Below are 20,409 nucleotides of genomic sequence, written 5' to 3' on the forward strand. Positions count from 1 at the left end.
GTTCGGCCGCGCAATGTTGGTCGCACGACGTCGGAGCCTTCGCGGCGTCACACGAGCGAGACCCGGTACTCCGACATCCATAGGTCGATCTGATACAGATAGGCGAGGAACTGCGCGTCCTTCGCGTACATGCCGAACCAGTGCCGGTCTCTCGCCTCGTCGTCGGGCGCGGCGAGCACGCGGTCCAGTTCGGCCGCATCGAGCAGCGGCCGCAGCGGCGACGCCGCATCGCGCAACCGCTCGGTCAGCAGCGCACGCACGTCGTGCAGATACTTCGGGTTGTGCGTGGTCGGAAACGGGCTCTTCGGCCGCCAGATCACGTCGTCGGGCAAAATGCCCTGCATCGCATGCCGCAACAGCCCTTTTTCACGGTCGCCGGCGTTCTTCATGGTCCACGGCACGTTCCACAGATACTCGACGATGCGGTGATCGCAGAACGGCACGCGCACTTCCAGCCCTTCGGCCATGCTCGCCCGGTCCTTGCGATCGAGCATCATCGGCAGCCAGCGGGTGAAGTTGATGTAGAACATTTGGCGGCGGCGCGCCTCGCCCAGCTCCTCCCCCGGTAATGCCGGGCATTCGGCGATGGTCTGCCGATAATGCTCGGCCACGAGCGCATCGGCATCGAGCCCGTCGCGCAACGCCGGCGCGAGCAGCCGCTCGCGGCCGTCCACCATGCGCACCCAAGGAAAGCGCTCGACTTCGTAATCGCGCGCCTGATGAAACCAGCGATAGCCGCCGAAAATCTCGTCGGCGGTTTCGCCCGACAGCACCACCGTCGAATGTTTCTTGATCTCGCGGCAAAAGAGTTGAAGCGACGCGTCGACTTCCCACATCCCCGGCAGATCGCGCGAGCGCATCGCGGCGCCGAGCTGCGAAATCAACTCGGACGTATCGAGCAACACGCGACGGTGATTCGTCTGCAAATGGCGGGTGACCTTGTCCGCCCACGGCGCATCCTCGTCGGGCACGTAATCGGTCGGCTTGAAGTGCGTGCTGTTGTCGACGAAATCGATCGAATACGTATCGAGCTGCTTGCCCGCTTCCTTGAACACGCCTGCGGAGATCGCGGTGATCGAACTGGAATCGAGCCCGCCCGATACCATCGTGCCCACCGGCACGTCGGACACCAACTGGTTCGTCACGGCATCGACCACCAGCTCGCGCACGCGCTCGACGGTCGTCTCGAAGCTGTCCTCATGCGGATGGCTTTCGAGTTTCCAGTACTGCCACGTCTCGATTCCGCTCGGGCTGTACGTCAGGCACCAGCCCGGCTTCAGTTCGTCGATCTGGCGAAACACGCCAGAGCCCAGCGTGCGCGCCGGCCCGAGAAACAGCAGCTCGTGAAACGCGTCTACCTTGACTTCGCGCGACACCTGCGGATGCGCGAGAATCGCCTTCATCTCGGAGCCGAACAGCAAGCCGCTATCCAGTTTCGCGAAGAACAGCGGCTTCACGCCGATCCGGTCCCGCGCCATGAAAAGACGCTTGTCGCTTTCGTCCCAAACGGCGAACGCAAAAATGCCGTTGAGACGGTCCAGGCAAGCCGGCCCCCATTCGATATACGCCTGCAGCAGCACTTCCGTATCGCAATGCGTCTCGAACCGGCAACCCCGGCTTTCCAGCGCGCGCCGCAATTCGGGCGTGTTGTAAAGCTCGCCGTTATAGGCAATGACAAAGGTGCGATGACGCGCGTGACGCACCATCGGTTGCGCGCCGTTGGCGGGATCGATGATCGACAGACGGCGATGGCCGAGCGCGGCGCGCGCGCTCACCCATTCGCCCGACGCATCCGGACCGCGATGCACGAGGCACGCCGTCATGTTGCGCAACGTCGCGACGTGCTCGCGCAAATCGTGACCCCAGTCCACCCAGCCCGTGATGCCGCACATGATTACCTCCCGTTGTCTGCGAACGCGGATTGCCGGCTGTCGCTGGCCGCCGACACGAGATTGCCGAGCGTCTGCGGATTGGCCTCCGGCTGCGTGAACGTGCCGAGATCGCCCATGCACAGCCGATACTCGAGCGCCTCGATCGTCGCGTTCAGCGTGGCATTGGCGACGCTCGAATTGACCGCGCCCATCTTCCACGTCCGGGAACCGTCGGTGAACTCCAGCACGACGCGAACGCGGCGCCTGCGGTCGTTGATTGCGCGAATCTTGAAATCGACGAGCCTCGTGCCCGCCAGCTCGGGGAAAAACTCGCTGCAGCGTGCGACGAAACCCTCGACCAGATGATTGAGCGACGCCTTGTCGTTCGTCAGTGAAAATTGCACGCGCTCGCCGACGATCGGATCCCGGCCGGACATAAAGTCGAAAACGCCGTCGAACTCGATCGTGCTGGCGCCGATCGGCACCCCCCAGTCCGGCAGATCGGCGCGGTTGTCCGCCAACGCGGAAATCGCGCCGCCGATGGCCGCGTCCGGCGCGGCCTCGTCCGCCAATTTGACGGACAGCCGGTTCACCTGGATACGGCGGCTCGTCTTCCCGCAATGCCGCAGCAGCATCAGGACGAGCGATTCCTCGGACGAGTTGAATTCGAAACCGCCGAACTCGAGTTCCTTGACGAGCCGCACGAGCCCTTCGAGATCGCGGTCGGCGAACAGATGGTCGAGCCGATGCTTGCGCAGGAAGCTGTTCAGGTTGCTCTTGCCCGAAACTTCCGACACGACAATGTCGCTGCGATTGCCGACGAGTGCGGGATCGATGTGTTCGTAAGTTCGCTTTAGCTTCAGGAAGCCGTCGACATGCACGCCTGCCTTGTGCGTGAACGCGAGCGATCCGACATACGGATGGAACGCGGGCGGCTCGGCCTGCAACAACTCCGCGACTTCCTGCGACAGCCGCGTCAATTGCTGCAGCTTGCCCGGCTCGAGGATCGGGTAGCCGAGTTTCAGTTGCAGATTGGGAATGACCGTGCAGAGGTCGGCCATCCCGCAGCGCTCGGAATACCCGTTGACCGTCCCCTCGACGATCTTCACGCCGTTCTGCACCGCGGCGATCGTGTTGGCGACGCCGCAGCCCGTATCGTTATGGCAATGAACGGCGAACTCGATATCGAACGACCGGGTGACAGTGGATACGATCGAGGCCACTTCGTGCGGAAAGCAGCCGCCGTTCGTATCGGCCAGATCGATCCAATCGACGCCGGCTTGAACCGCGGTCTCGATCAGCTTCATCGCGCCGGACGGATTCTCCTTGTACGCGTCGAAGAAATGCTCGAAGCCGAAGCTGACCTCTTCCATGTGCTTCTTGAGGAAGCGGATCGATTCGTACACCGATTCGAGATTCTCTTCCGGCGAGATGCCGAGCACCTCGCTCACGTGCAAATCCCAGCCCTTGCCGAAGATGTGCCCGTAAGGAATGCCGGTGCGCACGAGCGCGTTGAGGCTCGCGTCGTCCTCCGCCCGGCTCGACGCGCGCTTGGTGCGCCCGAAGGCGACGACCTTGATCTTCTTCAGCGGCAGCGCCTTCAGCTCCTGGAAAAAGAGCGTGTCCTTGGCGTTCGAGCCGGGCCATCCGCCCTCGGTGTACGTAAACCCGATGTCGTCCAACAGCTCCGTGATTCGCAGCTTGTCTTGTACCGAAAAGGAGACTCCGGACGCCTGAGCCCCCTCCCTCAACGTGCAGTCGTAGATCTTGATCATGCTGCCCCCGGTATGCGGCCGCTCAGTTTTTGAGGATGCCGTAGAAATGGCCGGCGTTCTCATACGTGATCTTGCGCATCACGTCGTCCGACAGTCCGCTGAACTGCTCGGCAAACACCTTGGCCGATTCGGGCCACGTGCCGTCCGAGTGCGGATAGTCGGAGCCCCACATGAGCGTCTCGACGCCAAGATCCTCGACCAGCTTGAAGCCGATCCGGTCGGTCTGGAAGCACGCCTTGCACTGGCGCCGCCAGTATTCGCTCGGCAGCATCTTCAGCTCGAGATCCTGGAAACGTCCCTTGAATTCGTGATCCATCCGCTCGAGCACGTAAGGCAGCCAGCCCAGGCCGCTTTCGCCCAGCACGACGCGCAGGTTCGGATGACGCTCGAGCACGCCCGAGCCGATCAGCGCCGCCAGCGGATGCACGAGGCTCATCTGGAAGCCGGTCACGCTCGTGAAGAACGCGGCGCGCTTGGCTTGCCCCTGGACGTCGATTTCCTCGAGCGTCAACGGCAGCGAGCGGAAGCAGTGAATGTGCAGCGGCAGGCCCGATTCCGCGATCGTGCGCCACAGCGGCTCCCAGCTCGGATGCCAGAGCGGACGCGTCTCACGGCTCATCGCGAGATTCACGCCGACGATGCCGGACTTGCGATATTCGGCGATGCGGCGCACTTCCTGAACGGCGGCGTCCACATCCGAATCGTTCAACGCGGCCAGGCCGTAGAGCCGGCCGCTCGAGCCCTTGCAGAAATCGACGAGCCAATCGTTGTAGATGCGGCACATTTCGATCGCGGCTTCCGGATCTTCCATGCGCATCAGCGTTTCGGCGGCAAGGCCGTACACGACGTCGGCGTCGACTCCGTCGAGATCCATGTCCTCCTGCCGCAGCACCGGATCGCTCACGCGGCGGCGACCGTTCGCGGCATCCCGATACAGGCCGGTCGCAGCCATGATGTCGATCTTCGCATTGCTGCCCGGCACGTATTTCTGGCCATACGGACCGAAGCCGCACACGTAGCCCAGCCAGGTTTTCTTGTGGTTCGTCCAATACGGATCTTCCGCTTCGACCACGAACGGCATCCGGTCTTTCAAATCGGACCGGGCATTTTTGGTGAATAAATCCGACGGCAGCCAATGCAGGTCGATATGCGAGTCAGCGGAAATTCTATTGAAGGTCATGGCAATTCGTCCTATTTTGCGTTTGAGATCAGGTGCTCAAGAAATAATCTATGAAGCATGGCCAGCTAAACAGTCGCCAATCATTTTCATAAACTGAATTGGAACGCCTAATTCCCGGATTCGGCGTATTGCTCTGATTCCGATCCGATTATTTTTAATACAACTCTCCGTCATAACAGGAGATACGGCTTTACCACTCGAACCAGCTCTCGACGTGCGAATGGCCGATAGAAAAAACACGATGGCGACCGCCAGCCTCCCTGGTATCAGGGACGCGGGAATCACGGCATATGGCGTTCGCGGGCACGGACCGTCAGCCAACGCGCGCCGGCACGCGGCAGCGCGTTTGCATGAATTTTCCGTTTAAGATGTCCTAATTCCGGATAACATCACCCTTTCAAATATCCGACTATTTGAACAGCACAAAAACACCGTCATTTTTCCGGTTTATTGGCGTCAGTAAAATCCATCCCGATTTATTTGACACCGTCTCGACCAATCGACGGGAAAAAGAATAATCAGAAACCAAATCGGGTGAAAGTTTGTTTTGTCTCAAGATTCAGCCGTTTTGTCTCATTGGATCTCGCACCCTGTTTCCCTCTCTGATGCGCTGCCGTCGTCCCGCATTGCGCGGGCCCCGCGCGTGCATTTGCGGCGTCGCGGCGGCCGCGCTCAACCCGCGAACGGCAATTTCCCAACGCTGCTCGCACGCTCACGCGCGAGACTCGACCAAAAGGTCACAGGCAATACAACGCCCTGATAGGCTCGATGCACGGTTTGCCGCTCAGCATCGAAGGGTGATGCGCCAACCCACGTCAGCAGGATTTCGACGGCGAGCGAACGTCCAACCAGCGGCTCCCGAAAAATCTCACCTTTAAAAAAACCGGTATCCATTGAAACGTCCCGCCAGCTCCGAGCCGGAACGCGTGGGCGCTCCGGCTCGACACGGAAACGGCCGTGCGGCTCAAGGCACGTTGTTGTATTCGATGAAACCTGGCCGCGCGGCGAGCCGCTCAAAGTATGCAGACACGGCCGGCAATTCCGGCTTGTCGAACGGCGTGCGCAACCAACGATTCACCGACAAGCCGATCACGATATCCGCCAGCGTATAGTCCGGCCCCACGACAAAGGCGCCCGTCTTGCCGAGTTGCGCATCGAGAAGCGTCATGCGCTGCGCCCACGCATCGCATGACGCGCGGATCTGCGCGGCATCCTGATACGCCGGTTGCTGGCGTATCAGCCCGAGAAACGCGTAGACCCAGGCGGGATTGAGCGTCGTTGCCTGCCAGTCGAGCCATTGGTCGACGCGCGCCCGTGCCTGCGGCTCGTCCGGATACAAATGCGCGCCGCCGTAGCGGTTCGCGAGATAGCGGATGATCGCGTTCGATTCCCAAAGCACGAAATCGCCGTCCTCGAGCACCGGCACGAGGCCGTTCGGATTGCGCGCAAGGAACTCGGGCGTCTGCGTCGACTGAAACCCGATGCCCCAATCCTCGCGCTCGTAGTCGAGCCGCAGTTCCGCGCATGTCCACAGCACCTTGCGCACGTTGATCGACGATGTCTTACCGAGTACTTTCAGCATCGGACGCCCTTTGATCGAGAAGAGTGGAAAACGATTGTAGAAACGCGCCGCGTGCACCGACAGATACAGTTCCCACGGGCGCGGGCAGGACAGCGGAACAGGACGAATGCAGGCCGCGAATGGCAAGCGCGCGATGCAACGCTCACCAGAGACCCGGCACGAGCCGCCAGCGCACCGTATCGCAATACGCGCGACAGCCTTCGAGATGCGTGTTCAGATAGCGTTCCTCGTCGATCAGCCGCACAACGATGACGGTGGCGAGCAGCACCGTCAACACAGCCGCCCAGCGCGATTGCAGCGCGATCCGGCTCCCGAAAAGTATCACCAATGCCGCCGAGTACAGCGGATGGCGGACCCGGCCATACGGCCCGGTCGACACGACCGTCTGCTCCTGGCTGACCTCGATCACGCTCGATGCAAAACTGTTTTCGCGCAGCGTATAGAAGCACAGCACGAAACCCGCCGTCACCAAGCCATTGCCAATGAGCACCGCCGCCCAACGCAGAGCCGATTCTAATCTTCCGTAAACCCATAAAATGCACGAACCAAGGATGAGACGTGTGAAGACGAGACGACCCAACCATCGCTCACGCCGCCCGGCCGCGCGATGCGCCGCCCGGCCGGCTCAAGCCCGCAGGAGGATGGACACGATGAGGCACCCAGCATGAGCGACGACACCTATCGAATCGCCGTGATTCCCGGCGACGGCATCGGCGTCGAAGTGATGCCCGAAGGGCTGCGCGCGCTCGACGCGGTAAGCCGCCGCTTCGGCTTGCGCTTCGATTACACGCCGATCGAATGGGCAAGCTGCCACTACTACGCGCGGCACGGCCAAATGATGCCCGACGACTGGAAGGCCCAGCTATCGGGCATGGATGCGCTGCTGTTCGGTGCCGTCGGCTGGCCCGCGACGGTGCCCGATCACGTCTCGCTGTGGGGTTCGCTGATCAAGTTCCGCCGCGAGTTCGACCAATACGTGAATTTGCGGCCCGCGCGCCTGTTCGACGGCGTGCCATGCCCGCTCGCCGGCCGCCGCGCGGGCGATATCGATTTCATGATCGTGCGCGAGAACACCGAGGGCGAATATTCGGCCGTCGGCGGCACGATGTTCGAGGGTACCGAGCGCGAATTCGTCGTTCAGCAAGCCGTGTTCACGCGGCGCGGCACCGAGCGCGTGATGCGGTTCGCTTTCGAGCTGGCGCAGCGCCGCGCCAAACAGCTCACCGTCGCGACGAAAAGCAACGGCATCGCAATCAGCATGCCGTGGTGGGACGCGCGCGCAGCCGAGGTGGCCGCGCATTACCCGGACGTCACGTGGGACAAGCAGCATATCGACATCCTTTGCGCGCGTTTCGTCATGCAGCCGAACCGGTTCGACGTCGTCGTCGCATCGAATCTGTTCGGCGACATCCTGTCCGATCTCGGACCGGCCTGCACCGGCACGATCGGCATCGCGCCGTCGGCCAATCTGAATCCCGAGCGTGCGTTTCCGTCGCTGTTCGAGCCGGTACATGGTTCCGCACCGGACATCGCGGGCCGCAAGATCGCCAATCCGATTGCGATGATCTGGTCGGCCGCGATGATGATCGATTTTCTCGGCCACGGCGAAGGCCCGGCGCGCGAAGCACACGACGCGATCCTCGCCGCGATCGAGCATGTGTTGAAGCACGGCCCGCGCACGCGCGATCTGGGCGGCCAAGCCTCGACGAGCGAAGTCGGCAGCGCCATCGTCGCGCATCTGCTCGGCGAAACGGCATCGGCCTGACGATCGGAGGCCATAGTCTGACGTGCCGATCATCACGCGAAGGCTGCATCGAATCTCCGGCATTTCGCCCCGTTCCCGCAAAGGCTCACCATGATCGAACCGGCTCCCGAATTTCCTCACCATTCTCCTTATCCGGTCGAAGTTCGCTTTCCTGATCTCGACGCGCACCGCGCCGGCAATACCGGTGTCGATTACGTGCATCGTTTCGATTCCGGCGTGCCCGGCCCGTGCGTGATGGTCAACGCGCTGACGCACGGCAATGAAGTGTGCGGCGCGATTGTCGTCGATGCGCTGCTCAAGCGCGCGGTGCGCCCGCGCCGCGGGGTGCTGACGTTGTCGTTCGCGAACGTCGCCGCCTACGCGCGCTTCGATCCGCAAGCGCCGGATGCCGCGCGTTTCGTCGATCAAGATTTCAATCGCGTGTGGACGCCCGCTCTGCTCGACGACCGGTCGCAACGGTCGCTCGAACTCGATCGCGCGCGCGCATTGCGGCCGTTCGTCGACGAAGCCGATTGGCTGCTCGATCTGCATTCGATGCACGAACGCAGTGCGCCGTTGATCGTCGCGGGCCCGCTCGACAAGGGCGCGGCGCTTGCGCTGCGCATCGGCGCACCATCGACCGTGATTCGGGACGCGGGCCATCCGGAAGGCACGCGCATGCGCGACTACGGCGGCTTCGGCAACCCCGTCAGCGAAAAGAATGCGCTGCTGATCGAATGCGGGCAGCACTGGGAAGCGCGGGCCGTCACCGTTGCGTGCGACAGCACCGCGCGGTTTCTAAGCGCATCCGGTATCGTCGATGCGCAAGATCTGCCTGCCGACTGGTTTCAACCGCTCGCGCCAACCGTGCGTGTCGTACAGGTGACGCATGCCGTGGTCGCCGCGAGCCTCGATTTCCGCTTCGCCGATGCATACACCGGCCTCGAGCATTTTGCCGAAGCAGGCGAGGTGATCGGCTGGTCAGACGGCGCTCCCATCACGACGCCTTACCCGCATTGCGTGCTCGTGATGCCGTCGCTGCGCCAATTGCGGCCTGGGGTCACTGTAGTACGGCTTGGCCGTCTCGAACGCGAGATACCGCAACGCGGCTGACTCGGCCGAGCGCGGCCGCACGGGCGCCGCGCCTGCATGGCGCCCGCGCCCGTGCGGCCACGGCAATTCAAAGCCCGAGATCCGACAGCCCCGGATGATCGTCGGGCCGCCTGCCGAGCGGCCAATGGAACAGCCGATCGGCTTCCCGTATCGGCAAATCGTTGATGCATGCATGCCGATGCGCCATCAGCCCGTGTTCGTCGAATGCCCAATTCTCGTTTCCATACGAGCGGAACCAGTTGCCGGCATCGTCGTGCCATTCGTAGGCAAAGCGCACGGCGATCCGATTGCCGCCGAACGCCCACAATTCCTTGATGAGCCGGTAGTCGAGTTCGCGCGTCCACTTGCGCCGCAACAGCGCAACGATCTCATCGCGCCCAGTGGCGAATTCGGCTCGATTGCGCCATCGGCTGTCCCGCGTATAGGCAAGCGACACACGCTGCGGGTCGCGCGTGTTCCATCCGTCTTCGGCCGCGCGCACCTTCTGGCGCGCGGTCTCCTCGGTAAATGGCGGAACCGGCGGACGGATTTCGACTGAATCAGACATGACGTTCTCCAAATTGAAGGCGTGAAAGGCCTGCCCGGCTTGCCAACGGACGGCGGGCAGATGAATGAACCGCGACTCGATCGAATGAAGGGAAAAGCGGATCGGCAACGATGAAAACCGGTATCAGCCGGGTTGGCTGGGTAACGTCGCATCGAGCAGCATGGTTGCCGCCGCCTTCGCGTCACGCGCGGCCGACGCATCGCCACTCACGAGCGCGACGCCGATCGCGCCGTCGATCAATACGAGCCATTGGCGCGCGAGCCGCGCAAGCAGCCGCCGATCCGCGCCCGTGCCGGCCGCGTGCGCGTCAAGCTGCTCGCGCACGAACTCGAGCAACCGTGCCTTGTGCGCGCGCGCGACGAGGCGAATCGGATCATCCGGCCGCTCGATCTCTCCGGACACGTTGAGAAAAGCGCAGCCGTGAAAATCCGGTTGCTCGAACCACTCGCGCAACACGTCGAACATGCCGACGAGCCTCGCGCGCGGCGTCTTGCCGCGTTTTACCGTCGCTTCGGCAAACCATGTCATCCAGCGCTCGTCGCGCCGCTCCAGCGCGGCGGCAACCAGCGCCTCTTTCGATTCGAAGTGCGTATAAAAGCTCTTGCGTGCCGCGCCCGACAGCTTGACGATCGCATCGACGCCCGTCGCATGAATGCCGCCTGCGTAGATCAGTGTGTCGGCCGCATCGAGCAAACGCTCACGCGCGCCGCTTGAGGAAAGATCCGGTTTCGTATTCATCCGCCTAAGGTAGAACGATCATTCTCCTTTGTCAACATCCGGCCGATGCGCTATCGTCTGCGCACGTTTCCGATCAAGGGATGCGAATGAAACCAGTGCAATGGGCGGCGTCGATCGCCAGCATCGCCGCGCTTGCAGCAACGATGCCCGGCTGCATGCCTTGGCGTGTCGTCACCCATCATCCGACAGTGGCGCAGGCCGCCGTTCCGGCGGGCCGCTACACGCTCGATCCACATCACTGGAGCATCGTGTTCGATGTCGATCACTTGAAGTATTCGCGCTTCACGATGCGCTTCGACCGCGCGAACGCGCAACTCGACTGGCGCGCGGGCGGTCTTACCGAAAGCAGCGCAACCGTGTCGATCGATGCATCGAGCATCGATACCAATGTGCCGCTGCTCGACAAGCTCGTTGCCGGCAACGACGCGCTCGATGCCGTCCGCCATCCGAGCATCCGCTTCGAAAGCACGCACTTCACGCGCATAAGCGACACGCAAGGCACGCTGAGCGGCAATCTGACGATCCGCGACATCACACGCCCCGTCACGCTCGCGGTCACCTTCAACGGCTATGGCCGCAATCCGCTGACGACGCAGGACACGCTCGGCTTCTCCGCAAGCGCCACGCTCAGCCGCGCCCAGTTCGGCGTGACGAGCTGGTATCCGGCGGTGGGAGACGAAGTGCGCGTGCGAATCGAAGCGGAATTTGTCAAGGAAGGTGAGGCGGCACGTTCGTGACGGCACAGCCGCCACGATCCGTTTTTTTTACGACATTTTTTCTTGAAAGGCCCGCTTGCGTCTCCCTACACTGCGAACAACCATCGAGGTTACGGAGGCATCATGCAGCAGCGGGCAACTATCGAACGGCCTTTGCGTATCGCCTGTGCAAAGCGTGTGGATGGACGAGTCGTGCTGAGACGTTTCAATCCGGCATACGATTCGTATGACGAGCTGACCGCGCTCTTGCATCGCGCGTTCGCGCGGCTCGGTCAGATGGGGCTCAACTGCGTATGCGTCGACCAGCCCGCCGCGATCACACGGCAACGGGCGCTTGCCGGCGAATGCTACGTCGCCGTCTGCAACGGCCATTTGATCGCGACGATGACGCTGCACACGCGCGACGCCCTGTCCGACTGCGAGCTTTATCGCCGTTGCGGCGTCGCGACGCTGCGCCAATTCGGCGTCGATCCGATTTGGCAAGGGCGCGGCGTGGGGCGCGCGATGCTCACCTGCGCCGCGCACTGGGCCGCGGCGCGCGGCTATACGCGTCTTGCGCTCGACACGCCGCAACCCGCTACGCACCTCATCGATTTCTACACGAGCCAAGGATTCCGCGTGGTCGATGTCATGCATTTCGCGGGTAAAGGCTACGATAGCGCGATCCTCTGCAAGCCGACTGCGATTTCGCCATTGTTCGCGCGCAGCGCGCGCGAATTTCCGCTCGCGCTGACGCCACTGCGGCACGCCGCATGAAACGCAACAGCGGTCTACGCAAGCACGGCCGCTCGCTCCATCGGGCCGACGCGATGCGCGAACGCCCGCACTCGCGAAGGCTGCCATGGGCGCGCGGGATGGCGAAAATCGTTTTCGTCACGATCGCGGTGAGCCAGGCGCTGAGCGCCGCGTTTGCCGGCCTCGCGCGCGCCATCGGATACGACGCCGATCCCACCGTGTTGCTCGGATTCAATTTCATCAGTTGTGCGCTCGTCAGCTTCTGGTTGCAATCCGACGCGCAACGCGCGTACCGCGACGCGCTGTCGAGCGGCCGGTTGAAGCGCCAAGCACCGCGCGCCGGAGCCGCGCATACCGTCCCGGCCGACTGCCCGAAACGTTGGCTCGTCATTCTGCATATCGAATTGAATCCGCATCTGCTCGACGATGCGCGATGACGAACGAGTCCACGCCGCAAACGAGTCCACGCCGTTTGCTCGCGCGACGTTGAAATTTTGATATCCCGTTTACTCTCACCTTTGAGTTCTTTCGATCGAATAGACGGCCGTTGCGTTGTAACGAAATCGTGCAGCACGGCCGAAATGTCGAACGATGGATCTATCGCGCCACGCGCGTCGATGCCGCGCGCTCAATCGCAACCGGACGACGGTGTAGGTCGCCAGGCTGCTATTGAAGGTCGTTGCGCGATCGTTCTCTCTGCGCGGCCGATGCGATGCACGATCCGCCACGCCGCTCGGCGGGTCCGCGCGCCGCAAGCGCGCCGCAGACGCTTCGTTACTGCGTCCAGTCGAGAATCACCTTGCCGCTCTCGCCCGAAATCATCGCCGCGAAGCCCTTTTCGAACTCGTCGACCGGAAAGCGGTGCGTGAGGATCGGTGACAGGTCGAGCCCGCTTTGCAGCATCGCGACCATCTTGTACCAGGTCTCGAACATCTCGCGGCCGTAGATGCCCTTGATTTCGAGCCCCTTGAAAATCACTTGATTCCAATCGATCGCGGTCTGCGCGGGAGGTATACCGAGCAGCGCGACCTTGCCGCCGTGATTCATCGCCTCGAGCAAGCTCGTGAACGCGCTCGGCGCACCCGACATCTCGAGCCCGATATCGAAGCCTTCGGTCATTCGCAGATCGGCCATCACGTCGCGCAGCGATTCGCGCGATACGTTCACGGCGCGTGTCGCGCCCATCTTGCGCGCAAGCTCCAGCCGGTAATCGTTGACGTCGGTGATCACGACGTTGCGTGCGCCGACATGCTTGGCGATCGCCACCGCCATCACGCCGATCGGCCCCGCTCCGGTGATCAAGACGTCCTCGCCGACGAGGTTGAACGACAGCGCGGTATGCGCGGCGTTGCCGAACGGATCGAAAATCGCGGCAAGATCGTCGGAGATCTCCGCCGGAATCTTAAACGCGTTGAATGCGGGTATCGCCAGATACTCCGCGAACGCCCCTTCGCGGTTCACGCCCACGCCCACCGTATTGCGGCACAAATGCCGGCGCCCCGCGCGGCAGTTCCGGCAGAATCCGCAGGTAATGTGGCCTTCGCCCGACACGCGATCGCCGATTTCGAAGCCGCGTACCTCCTGGCCCATCTCGACGATCTCGCCCACATATTCATGCCCGACGTGCATCGGCACGGGAATCGTCTTGCGCGCCCATTCGTCCCACTTCCAAATGTGGATGTCGGTGCCGCAAATCGCGGTACGGCGAATCTTGATGAGCACGTCGTTGTGGCCGACCTCGGGTTTCTTCACGCGCGTAAGCGTCAGGCCCGGCGCGGGATTCAGTTTGACAAGCGCTTTCATCGCCATCTCCCTATACCACGCCGAACGTCTTGCCGACGCGCACGAACGCGTCAACCGCACGGTCGATCTGCTCTGGCGTGTGCGCGGCGCTCATCTGCGTGCGGATGCGCGCGCGCCCGCGCGGCACGACCGGATACGAGAAGCCGATCACATACACGCCTTCGGCAAGCAGCGCATCGGCCATCTTCGTGGCCACTTGTGCGTCGCCTAGCATCACCGGAATGATCGGATGCTCGCCCGGCACGAGCGTGAAGCCCGCCGCGCCCATTTTCTCGCGAAAGCGCGCGCCGTTCGCACGGACGCGCTCGCGCCGCTTCGCACCTTCGTCGCTCGCCAGCAATTCGAGCACGCGCAACGACGCCGACGCAATGCTCGGCGCGAGCGTGTTCGAGAACAGATACGGGCGCGAACGCTGCCTGAGCAGTTCGACGACTTCGCGCCGCGCGGCCACATAGCCGCCCGATGCGCCGCCCAGCGCCTTGCCGAGCGTACCCGTCACGATGTCGATCCGGCCTTCGACGCCGCAATGCTCGGGCGTGCCGCGTCCATGCTCGCCGATGAAGCCGACCGCATGCGAATCGTCGACCATCACGAGCGCACCGTAACGATCGGCCAGATCGCAAATGCCTTTCAGGTTCGCGATGATGCCGTCCATCGAGAACACGCCGTCGGTGGCAATCAGCTTGAAGCGCGCGCCTGCGGCGTCGGCCTCGCGCAGCTTCGCCTCGAGGTCGGCCAGATCGTTATTCTTGTAACGAAAGCGCTTCGCCTTCGACAGCCGGACGCCGTCGATGATGCTCGCGTGGTTCAGCTCGTCGCTGATGATTGCATCCTCTTCGCCGAGCAGCGTTTCGAACAGGCCGCCGTTCGCGTCGAAACAGCTCGAATAGAGAATCGCGTCGTCGGTCTTCAGGAATGCGGACAGCGCGGCTTCCAGTTGCTTATGCACGGTTTGCGTGCCGCAAATGAAACGCACCGACGCCATGCCGAATCCATCCCGCTCAAGCGCCGCCTGCGCGGCGGCGATCAGCCGCGAATCGTCCGCGAGCCCTAGATAGTTGTTCGCACAGAAATTCAGCACCTGCTTGCCATCGGCGAGCCGGATATCGGCGGCCTGCGGGCTCGCGATCTCGCGTTCGGTCTTGTAGAAACCGTCCGCGCGAATCTGATCGATCGTCTGGCGCAGATGGGCAAGGTAAGCATCACGCATCGCATAGCTCCTGAAATGAACAGCTCCCGCATCCCAGTCGACCGCCGCGTCGAACGCAGCCACCGTGCTTGGCGGCCCCGGCGCATGCCCGCGGGAGCCATGATCCGGCGCTCGCCCGCACTCTCGGCGGCGGTGAAGCGGCCTGCTGCTGTTATAGTCGGCTGTTGGGTTTAGCGTATTTTTCTTATATTTCGAACTAAAATTCGGAATATCGAACAACTCTAAGCGAACGGAATTCAAATGGCAAGCTCTTCCGGCGCACGCCGCGCCACCTCCGCGCCTGCAACGCCGCCGCGCGTCGGCGAACAGATCCAGCGGCTGCGCAACGAACGCAAACTGACGCTCGACGATCTGTCACGTGCGGCGGGCGTATCGAAGTCGATGCTGTCGGAAATCGAGCGCGATAAGGCAAATCCGACGATCGCCGTTGCATGGCGGCTCACGAACGCGCTCGGCATCAGTCTCGACGAATTGTTTGCGCAGCCGAAAACGCCCGAAACGATTCGCGTTGACGGTCCACACGACATTCCTACCCTCGCCGGCCACGAAGCCCACTATTTGCTGCGCGTTTGGGGGCCGATCGAACTCGCGGGCAAATTCGAATGGTACGAACTCACGCTGCCGGCAAACGGCGCGCTCGCGTCGAATCCACACGAACCGGGCACGCGCGAGCACCTCACCGTGCTGCACGGGACGCTTGAAGTCGACGCGGCAGGCGGCACACGGCGCCTCAAGACCGGCGATACTGCCCGCTATCCGGCCGACGGCCCCCACGCAATCCGCAATGCCGGCAAGAGCGAAGCCAAAGCGCTGCTTGTCGTGATCCACCGGCAGCACAGCGCGTAACCAGTTGACCTGTCTGTTTAGCCAGTTGCACAAAATACTGTATATTCGTACAGTATACGCAAATCAGGAGCCCGCGATGACCGAACATGATTTGGCCGCGCTCAGCTTCAAGGCTGCGGCGCACGATATCGAGACAATTGTCCGCCACATTGCCGACCGCTATATCCGTCAGCATGTTCCGCTGACGTGGCGGCTCCTGCATGCGATCGAGGCCGAAGCGCTCGCCGATCTCGGCTTTGCCAGCCGGCACGATCCGATCGTGCGCTGTTTGTTCGAACGCCCGGCCGACATGCACTTTCCCGAAACCGACGATCCCGTCGACTTTGGGCAATCAAACGCACTGCCGGCAGTGTTCTCGTTCGCCGTGGCCGCCTACGAGGCTGCGGCGCATGTCTGCGGCGACGTAAACCCGCCTGCGCGGCCGATGCGCATGACGCGAACCTGGGGCGACTAGCCGACGCGGCCGACTCTTCACTGAGCTATCGCGACAAGTTACGATTAATGCAACTAACGGAATCATTTACATGTCGCCGCCCGTGACTCACGCCTCCCCCATGCCCGATATCCAAAACGATCTGTTCGATCGCGGCACGTCGGACTGGCTCCATCATCCAGACACCGCCTTCGACGCATGGCTTGCCAGTCAGCAATTCCGCCATTCGTCGGCCGAAGTCTATCGCGCACAATGGGGGGCGTTCCTCGGCTGGCTTGCGAAACGGCAGAAGACACTTGCTACGGTCGATACCGAAACGATCTCGCATTTCGTCGGCGAGTTGCCCATCAAGAAAACGCAACGGGTACGCTATTTACGGCTGATCGAGCGCGTACTCGATTACGTGCGCAAAAGCGAACTCGGTTCGACCAATCCCGCTCGCTTCATTGCTCAGGATGGCGAAGCAACTTGGCGCCGCGCGCGCGACAACGAACCCACGAGTTTTTTGACGCCGGCCGAACGTGCCGCGTTGCTCGCCTATTTGTTTTCTCCATTGCCTTCGATCGGTGCGACGCTCTGGAAAGAACGCCGCGATCGTGCGCTCGTTGCAGCATTCCTCGGAGCGGGATTGAAAACCGGCGAAGCTCGCTCTATTACGATTAGTTGCGTAAATCTGGGATCGACCATGCTGACGGTGCCGGCCGCTCAACCGGAATTCACCCGCGACACCCATCTTGCCTCGTTCGCGATCGCGTTATTTGACGCGTGGCTCGCCGAACGCCAACGCTGCGAGATCCCGGGCGACTTGGTTTTTCCGGCGTCGCTATCCGGTCGACCCATGCACAAGGCGACGATGCTGCGCGCCGTCGACACCATTATCGAGGCCGCCGACATTGCGTCGTCGCGCGAAGCGCGGGCAAGCCCTCAGACGTTGCGCAATACGTTCGCGGCCGAATTGTTCGAAAACGGCGTCGAGCCGGAAAAGGTCGGCCAATGGTTGGGGTTCGCCCAATCGATTTCGGCAAATCGGCTGCATCGTGCGTGGAAAAACTGGCAAGAAAACCTCGCTCACGCATTACCCGACGCGAAACCTTCTGCCGATGACGCTGCCATCGCGCCGCGCCGTGCTTGAAACCGCCGTTTGTTTACCCCCGAAAACGCTCACCTTTCAACTCCCGAATACTCTCACCTTTGAAGGTGTTGGGTCACACTACTCATCGCGAGCGGAAAAATGAGCCGCGGCAGCAAAGCGCGACGGTTGAGCGTCAGACGTGTGCTCACAATCTGGGCAGAGTAATTCATACCCGTCCGTGCTGTGCGACAGTTCAGGTTCGCCATGACCACATTTCGGACAACGGGCAGGAAGCGTCACATGCTGATCAAGTGATGTGCCGATCGCATCGAATGCAGCGGCATCGAGTTGGCCGGCGTCGGCCAAACGCCGGATCAGCGCGGCAAGTTCAGGCGTTATTCCTTGGCTTGCCCGCAAAATCTCCACTTCTTTGATGGCTTCGGCCAGATCGTCACTTTGTTCGCGCAATTGCTCGTCGAGGCGATCCGCACGAGCCTTGGCCGCGCTGAGCTGCTGCAGGAAATCGAATTCCTTGCGATTGACGTCCCGCAGCCCTTGTTGATAAGTCGACGCCATGCTCCGCAACGAGTCCAGCTCGACCAGCATCGGCTTCACGCGGCGTTCTGCTTCCGCGACCGCGTCTTTGATTTGCCTTGCATAGTGCTCGGTATTTTCGCGCAATTCCGTATGGAGAGCGTCAATCCGCTCGCGCAGCGCAGCATTTTGTGCCTGCTCGGATTCGATGCGACGGTTCAGTAGGGCGTTTTCGTTTTCCAGCCGACGAATCAGATCCTGCGACGAATCCTGGCGAGCGGCTTCTTCCGTCGAAACGGACGCGAGCTTGATCTCCATCTCGATCAACTTGTTTTGCAAATGATCGGCGCGAGCGTCGCTGCGAGAGAGCGCAGCCTCGAGCGATTCCTGGCGAATCAGCGCGTCACGATATTTTTGTTCGACCGCGGCTATCTCATTGTTTGCCTGTTGGTGCTCGATCTCGAAGCTTTGACGGGCTTGTTTCAGTGCTTCCTCATATAGCGTTCCCAACAATGCGGCGGCCTTTTCCTCCAGAGGCTTGGGTATAGCCGCGCCTTCAAGCCGGATTTTCGATGCGGCTCGGATGCGTTCCCAAAAGTGATCGATGTCCTTCGGGATATCGCTGGCACTGCCGGTTTGGGTCAAATCGCGGACGTTGGCGCTGGACGGACGAATGCCGAGATCGAAAAATAATCGCTTGCATGCGTGTAGCGACAATTCCTGACGACGCGCTCCAGCCGCTCGCATCGTGTCGAGTTCGTCACGAATAGTTTGTCGGATCTGATCAAGCATGATGGCCCATGGAAGAAGATGATACGTATCAATAATAACAAAACACGTTTTATTTGGTACATTCTTGAAGGGACTGTCGCTTGTTTGCTATTTGAATCGACTTTTGAACAGATTGAGCGGAGTGCTGGCTGCCTGGCTCTTCCAAATCCGTGAAACAAAACGAAGAATCACCCTTAACTCTATGTTTATAAAAGGTTATTCGATAAGGGCCGAATGATCTCAATTGTTTCACATGTTGAAAGGGAAGATCGCGAGAGCTTATCTGGAGAGGGGTGGGGTTTCTGTGGAAAACTCGATGGGGGAATCTTGAGAGTATTAGAAGTAAACACCCTTGAAACCCTTGTTAAAAACGTTAACGCCACCCCAAAGCCTTATGTGGTAAGGGTTTCCCGCCGATAAGGTGAAGCTTTACGGGGGCCAAGGTGACATCCTGCGGGAATCGACGTGATGGGGTTCAGGGATCAGCGTGAGCCGATGCGGGAAAGATCGTGAGCGGGTTCAGGACCACGTCGCACCGACCAATTTAGCAAAGGTGAGGTTTTTCAGGGGACTGGTAGCGGTGAGGCCACACAGGGCCTGAAATGATCCGTTTGCTGTGGATATGCACAGGTGAAGCTCTACGGGATGCATCTGCGACACTGATTCTGCCCTTCTTTTAAGCAGTTTTGACCAATAGGTGAGCGTTCTCGGGATTCCAGTCTGATCACGCGTGAGCATTTTCGGGAAAGGAAGCCGATTTGGCGGGGTTTTGAGGCTTTCAATCGCGGTGAGGTGAGGTTTTTCGGGAGCTTGATAGTGGCTTGGGGTGGCGATTCCGTACAAAGGTGAAGTTTTTCGGGAGCGTGCTGTCAGTCGATGCCAGCGCTTTAGGTGAGGGTTTACGGGTAACAAAATTCTGTGGAAATTTGCCAAAGGTGAGGGTTTTCGGGAAAAGTGAGCATCCACTTGCCCGAAAAGGCCCGTGGATACTGGCTATGAGACAGTTCTATGCCACGTGATTTTCATTAAAGGTGAGAGTTTTCGGGGGGTGGCATTCGGATCGCATCGATGGCGTGCCTTCTGCTAGGTGAGGAAATTCGGGAGTGGATACCGCTCGATCGATGCTTCAAAAACAGCGCTTAAGTCCTAGAGTTCATTAGGTTTTTTAGGCGCACTGGGAGAATGGTGAGTTTTTTCGGGAATGCAGGCGGCTTTAAAGACGTGGACCCGATTGTGTCAAAGGTGAATGTTTTCGGGAGTGAATTGCTGGCAATCGCCCGTGTACTGGTTCTGTGGTGACGAGTAACTATACGGACACAAATAGCGAATGGTGAGCTTTTTCAGGACTTCGGATGGAATGACAGCCTTGATGCGGCGCGACCAGGGCGCGAGTGGACGCGAAAGCGCGGTTATGAGTCCGCGGACCGGCAGCTGGACGTTACCGAATGGTCGAATCGCAGGTGAGGTGAAATCATATCGACGTGTTCACGTTAGTCGATGTCGCGTTGGCGGGACTGAGCGTATGGGGCGGCCAGTTCGTTAGCGGTGAGAAGTGCGCGGCATGGGCGACTCACGTTGTGGACGGGGCTTGGGTCTCCCGCTGTGGGGCAACGGGAGCTGAAAGGGTTTAGGCAAGCTCATACGCGCCGTTGTCAGCGTCGGATAGATACTCCCCACTTTCGTCGAAGTAATTTTCCCCAGTTTTTTATCTGACGGTGCCGCGGTAGCGGCGCCGTCCT

19 protein-coding genes and 1 pseudogene are annotated in these 20,409 nt (G+C 61.1%); 8 read left to right on the forward strand and 12 right to left on the reverse strand.

Annotated elements, in window-relative coordinates; genetic code table 11:
- Positions 1-47: 47 nt before the first annotated feature.
- The 6 genes from asnB to BSIN_RS17060 all read right to left on the reverse strand — a co-directional run bounded on the left by asnB (position 48) and on the right by BSIN_RS17060 (position 6,898).
- Positions 48-1,892, reverse strand: a complete 1,845-nt coding sequence (asnB, locus tag BSIN_RS17040) for an asparagine synthase (glutamine-hydrolyzing) (protein WP_089341379.1) — start codon at positions 1,890-1,892, stop codon at positions 48-50.
- Between the two features lie 2 nt (positions 1,893-1,894).
- Positions 1,895-3,646: a citramalate synthase gene (gene cimA, locus BSIN_RS17045; protein WP_159935995.1), complete on the reverse strand. Its 1,752-nt coding sequence runs from the start codon at positions 3,644-3,646 to the stop codon at positions 1,895-1,897.
- 22 nt (positions 3,647-3,668) lie between these two features.
- Complete coding sequence (locus BSIN_RS17050; RefSeq protein ID WP_059515604.1) at positions 3,669-4,826, reverse strand: amidohydrolase family protein; 1,158 nt, start codon at positions 4,824-4,826, stop codon at positions 3,669-3,671.
- A gap of 672 nt (positions 4,827-5,498) precedes the next feature.
- Positions 5,499-5,720: a hypothetical protein gene (locus BSIN_RS25460; RefSeq protein ID WP_143757480.1), complete on the reverse strand. Its 222-nt coding sequence runs from the start codon at positions 5,718-5,720 to the stop codon at positions 5,499-5,501.
- A gap of 70 nt (positions 5,721-5,790) precedes the next feature.
- Complete coding sequence (locus BSIN_RS17055) at positions 5,791-6,408, reverse strand: glutathione S-transferase family protein (RefSeq protein WP_059515698.1); 618 nt, start codon at positions 6,406-6,408, stop codon at positions 5,791-5,793.
- 142 nt (positions 6,409-6,550) lie between these two features.
- On the reverse strand, positions 6,551-6,898 hold the full coding sequence (locus BSIN_RS17060) for a methyltransferase family protein (protein WP_256583840.1): 348 nt from the start codon (positions 6,896-6,898) through the stop codon (positions 6,551-6,553).
- Positions 6,899-7,072: 174 nt separating this feature from the next.
- On the opposite strand from BSIN_RS17060, the gene BSIN_RS17065 reads away from it, so the two are divergent.
- A complete protein-coding gene (locus BSIN_RS17065; protein ID WP_089341382.1) occupies positions 7,073-8,173 on the forward strand; it encodes a tartrate dehydrogenase in 1,101 nt (366 codons plus the stop codon).
- Positions 8,174-8,263: 90 nt separating this feature from the next.
- The gene (locus BSIN_RS17070; protein ID WP_089341383.1) at positions 8,264-9,265 is read left to right on the forward strand and encodes a M14 family metallopeptidase; all 1,002 of its coding nucleotides are present in this window, start codon (positions 8,264-8,266) and stop codon (positions 9,263-9,265) included.
- Between the two features lie 67 nt (positions 9,266-9,332).
- Here the strand turns inward: BSIN_RS17070 and BSIN_RS17075 are convergent, their stop codons facing one another.
- Together BSIN_RS17075 and BSIN_RS17080 are read right to left on the reverse strand one after the other, a co-directional pair.
- Positions 9,333-9,812, reverse strand: coding sequence for a nuclear transport factor 2 family protein (locus BSIN_RS17075; RefSeq protein ID WP_089341393.1), 480 nt, complete (start codon positions 9,810-9,812; stop codon positions 9,333-9,335).
- 123 nt (positions 9,813-9,935) lie between these two features.
- Complete coding sequence (locus BSIN_RS17080; RefSeq protein ID WP_089341384.1) at positions 9,936-10,550, reverse strand: TetR/AcrR family transcriptional regulator; 615 nt, start codon at positions 10,548-10,550, stop codon at positions 9,936-9,938.
- A gap of 86 nt (positions 10,551-10,636) precedes the next feature.
- On the opposite strand from BSIN_RS17080, the gene BSIN_RS17085 reads away from it, so the two are divergent.
- From BSIN_RS17085 to BSIN_RS17095, 3 genes are all read left to right on the forward strand, one after another.
- Positions 10,637-11,287: a YceI family protein gene (locus BSIN_RS17085; protein WP_089341385.1), complete on the forward strand. Its 651-nt coding sequence runs from the start codon at positions 10,637-10,639 to the stop codon at positions 11,285-11,287.
- 102 nt (positions 11,288-11,389) lie between these two features.
- Positions 11,390-12,022 (forward strand): GNAT family N-acetyltransferase, encoded by a 633-nt coding sequence (locus tag BSIN_RS17090; protein ID WP_089341386.1) that lies wholly within the window; start codon positions 11,390-11,392, stop codon positions 12,020-12,022.
- Between the two features lie 98 nt (positions 12,023-12,120).
- Positions 12,121-12,438 (forward strand): hypothetical protein, encoded by a 318-nt coding sequence (locus tag BSIN_RS17095; protein WP_256583841.1) that lies wholly within the window; start codon positions 12,121-12,123, stop codon positions 12,436-12,438.
- A 337-nt stretch (positions 12,439-12,775) separates the two neighbouring features.
- Here the strand turns inward: BSIN_RS17095 and tdh are convergent, their stop codons facing one another.
- The 3 genes from tdh to BSIN_RS26910 all read right to left on the reverse strand — a co-directional run bounded on the left by tdh (position 12,776) and on the right by BSIN_RS26910 (position 15,704).
- A complete protein-coding gene (gene tdh / locus BSIN_RS17100; RefSeq protein WP_059515699.1) occupies positions 12,776-13,804 on the reverse strand; it encodes an L-threonine 3-dehydrogenase in 1,029 nt (342 codons plus the stop codon).
- Between the two features lie 10 nt (positions 13,805-13,814).
- On the reverse strand, positions 13,815-15,233 hold the full coding sequence (locus BSIN_RS17105; RefSeq protein WP_369828193.1) for a glycine C-acetyltransferase: 1,419 nt from the start codon (positions 15,231-15,233) through the stop codon (positions 13,815-13,817).
- Positions 15,234-15,368: 135 nt separating this feature from the next.
- Positions 15,369-15,704, reverse strand: a complete 336-nt coding sequence (locus BSIN_RS26910; RefSeq protein WP_502213866.1) for a hypothetical protein — start codon at positions 15,702-15,704, stop codon at positions 15,369-15,371.
- Here BSIN_RS26910 and BSIN_RS26915 point away from each other — a divergent pair.
- From BSIN_RS26915 to BSIN_RS17120, 3 genes and pseudogenes are all read left to right on the forward strand, one after another.
- A pseudogene (locus BSIN_RS26915) lies at positions 15,642-15,860 on the forward strand (cupin domain-containing protein); the annotation flags it as partial. The gene BSIN_RS26910 and the pseudogene BSIN_RS26915 sit on opposite strands and share 63 nt — an antisense overlap.
- A 76-nt stretch (positions 15,861-15,936) precedes the next feature.
- Positions 15,937-16,314: a DUF2471 family protein gene (locus BSIN_RS17115; protein WP_089341389.1), complete on the forward strand. Its 378-nt coding sequence runs from the start codon at positions 15,937-15,939 to the stop codon at positions 16,312-16,314.
- Positions 16,315-16,384: 70 nt separating this feature from the next.
- Positions 16,385-17,425 (forward strand): tyrosine-type recombinase/integrase, encoded by a 1,041-nt coding sequence (locus BSIN_RS17120; RefSeq protein WP_089341390.1) that lies wholly within the window; start codon positions 16,385-16,387, stop codon positions 17,423-17,425.
- Between the two features lie 78 nt (positions 17,426-17,503).
- Here BSIN_RS17120 and BSIN_RS17125 read toward each other — a convergent pair whose 3' ends face one another.
- Positions 17,504-18,694, reverse strand: a complete 1,191-nt coding sequence (locus tag BSIN_RS17125) for a DNA-binding protein (protein ID WP_089341391.1) — start codon at positions 18,692-18,694, stop codon at positions 17,504-17,506.
- Positions 18,695-20,409: the final 1,715 nt, after the last annotated feature.

Source organism: Burkholderia singularis (assembly GCF_900176645.1).
Taxonomy (GTDB): Bacteria; Pseudomonadota; Gammaproteobacteria; order Burkholderiales; family Burkholderiaceae; genus Burkholderia; species Burkholderia singularis.

Excerpts from the sequence above, each read along its gene's own strand:
- BSIN_RS17085 (WP_089341385.1), top strand. The coding sequence starts at position 10,637 with ATGAAACCAGTGCAATGGGCGGCGTCGATCGCCAGCATCGCCGCGCTT.
- BSIN_RS17065 (WP_089341382.1), top strand. The coding sequence starts at position 7,073 with ATGAGCGACGACACCTATCGAATCGCCGTGATTCCCGGCGACGGCATC.
- BSIN_RS17050 (WP_059515604.1), bottom strand. The coding sequence starts at position 4,826 with ATGACCTTCAATAGAATTTCCGCTGACTCGCATATCGACCTGCATTGG.
- BSIN_RS17080 (WP_089341384.1), bottom strand. The coding sequence starts at position 10,550 with ATGAATACGAAACCGGATCTTTCCTCAAGCGGCGCGCGTGAGCGTTTG.
- cimA (WP_159935995.1), bottom strand. The coding sequence starts at position 3,646 with ATGATCAAGATCTACGACTGCACGTTGAGGGAGGGGGCTCAGGCGTCC.
- BSIN_RS17095 (WP_256583841.1), top strand. The coding sequence starts at position 12,121 with ATGGCGAAAATCGTTTTCGTCACGATCGCGGTGAGCCAGGCGCTGAGC.
- BSIN_RS17070 (WP_089341383.1), top strand. The coding sequence starts at position 8,264 with ATGATCGAACCGGCTCCCGAATTTCCTCACCATTCTCCTTATCCGGTC.
- BSIN_RS17075 (WP_089341393.1), bottom strand. The coding sequence starts at position 9,812 with ATGTCTGATTCAGTCGAAATCCGTCCGCCGGTTCCGCCATTTACCGAG.
- BSIN_RS25460 (WP_143757480.1), bottom strand. The coding sequence starts at position 5,720 with ATGGATACCGGTTTTTTTAAAGGTGAGATTTTTCGGGAGCCGCTGGTT.
- BSIN_RS17090 (WP_089341386.1), top strand. The coding sequence starts at position 11,390 with ATGCAGCAGCGGGCAACTATCGAACGGCCTTTGCGTATCGCCTGTGCA.
- BSIN_RS17115 (WP_089341389.1), top strand. The coding sequence starts at position 15,937 with ATGACCGAACATGATTTGGCCGCGCTCAGCTTCAAGGCTGCGGCGCAC.
- tdh (WP_059515699.1), bottom strand. The coding sequence starts at position 13,804 with ATGAAAGCGCTTGTCAAACTGAATCCCGCGCCGGGCCTGACGCTTACG.
- BSIN_RS17120 (WP_089341390.1), top strand. The coding sequence starts at position 16,385 with ATGTCGCCGCCCGTGACTCACGCCTCCCCCATGCCCGATATCCAAAAC.
- BSIN_RS17055 (WP_059515698.1), bottom strand. The coding sequence starts at position 6,408 with ATGCTGAAAGTACTCGGTAAGACATCGTCGATCAACGTGCGCAAGGTG.
- asnB (WP_089341379.1), bottom strand. The coding sequence starts at position 1,892 with ATGTGCGGCATCACGGGCTGGGTGGACTGGGGTCACGATTTGCGCGAG.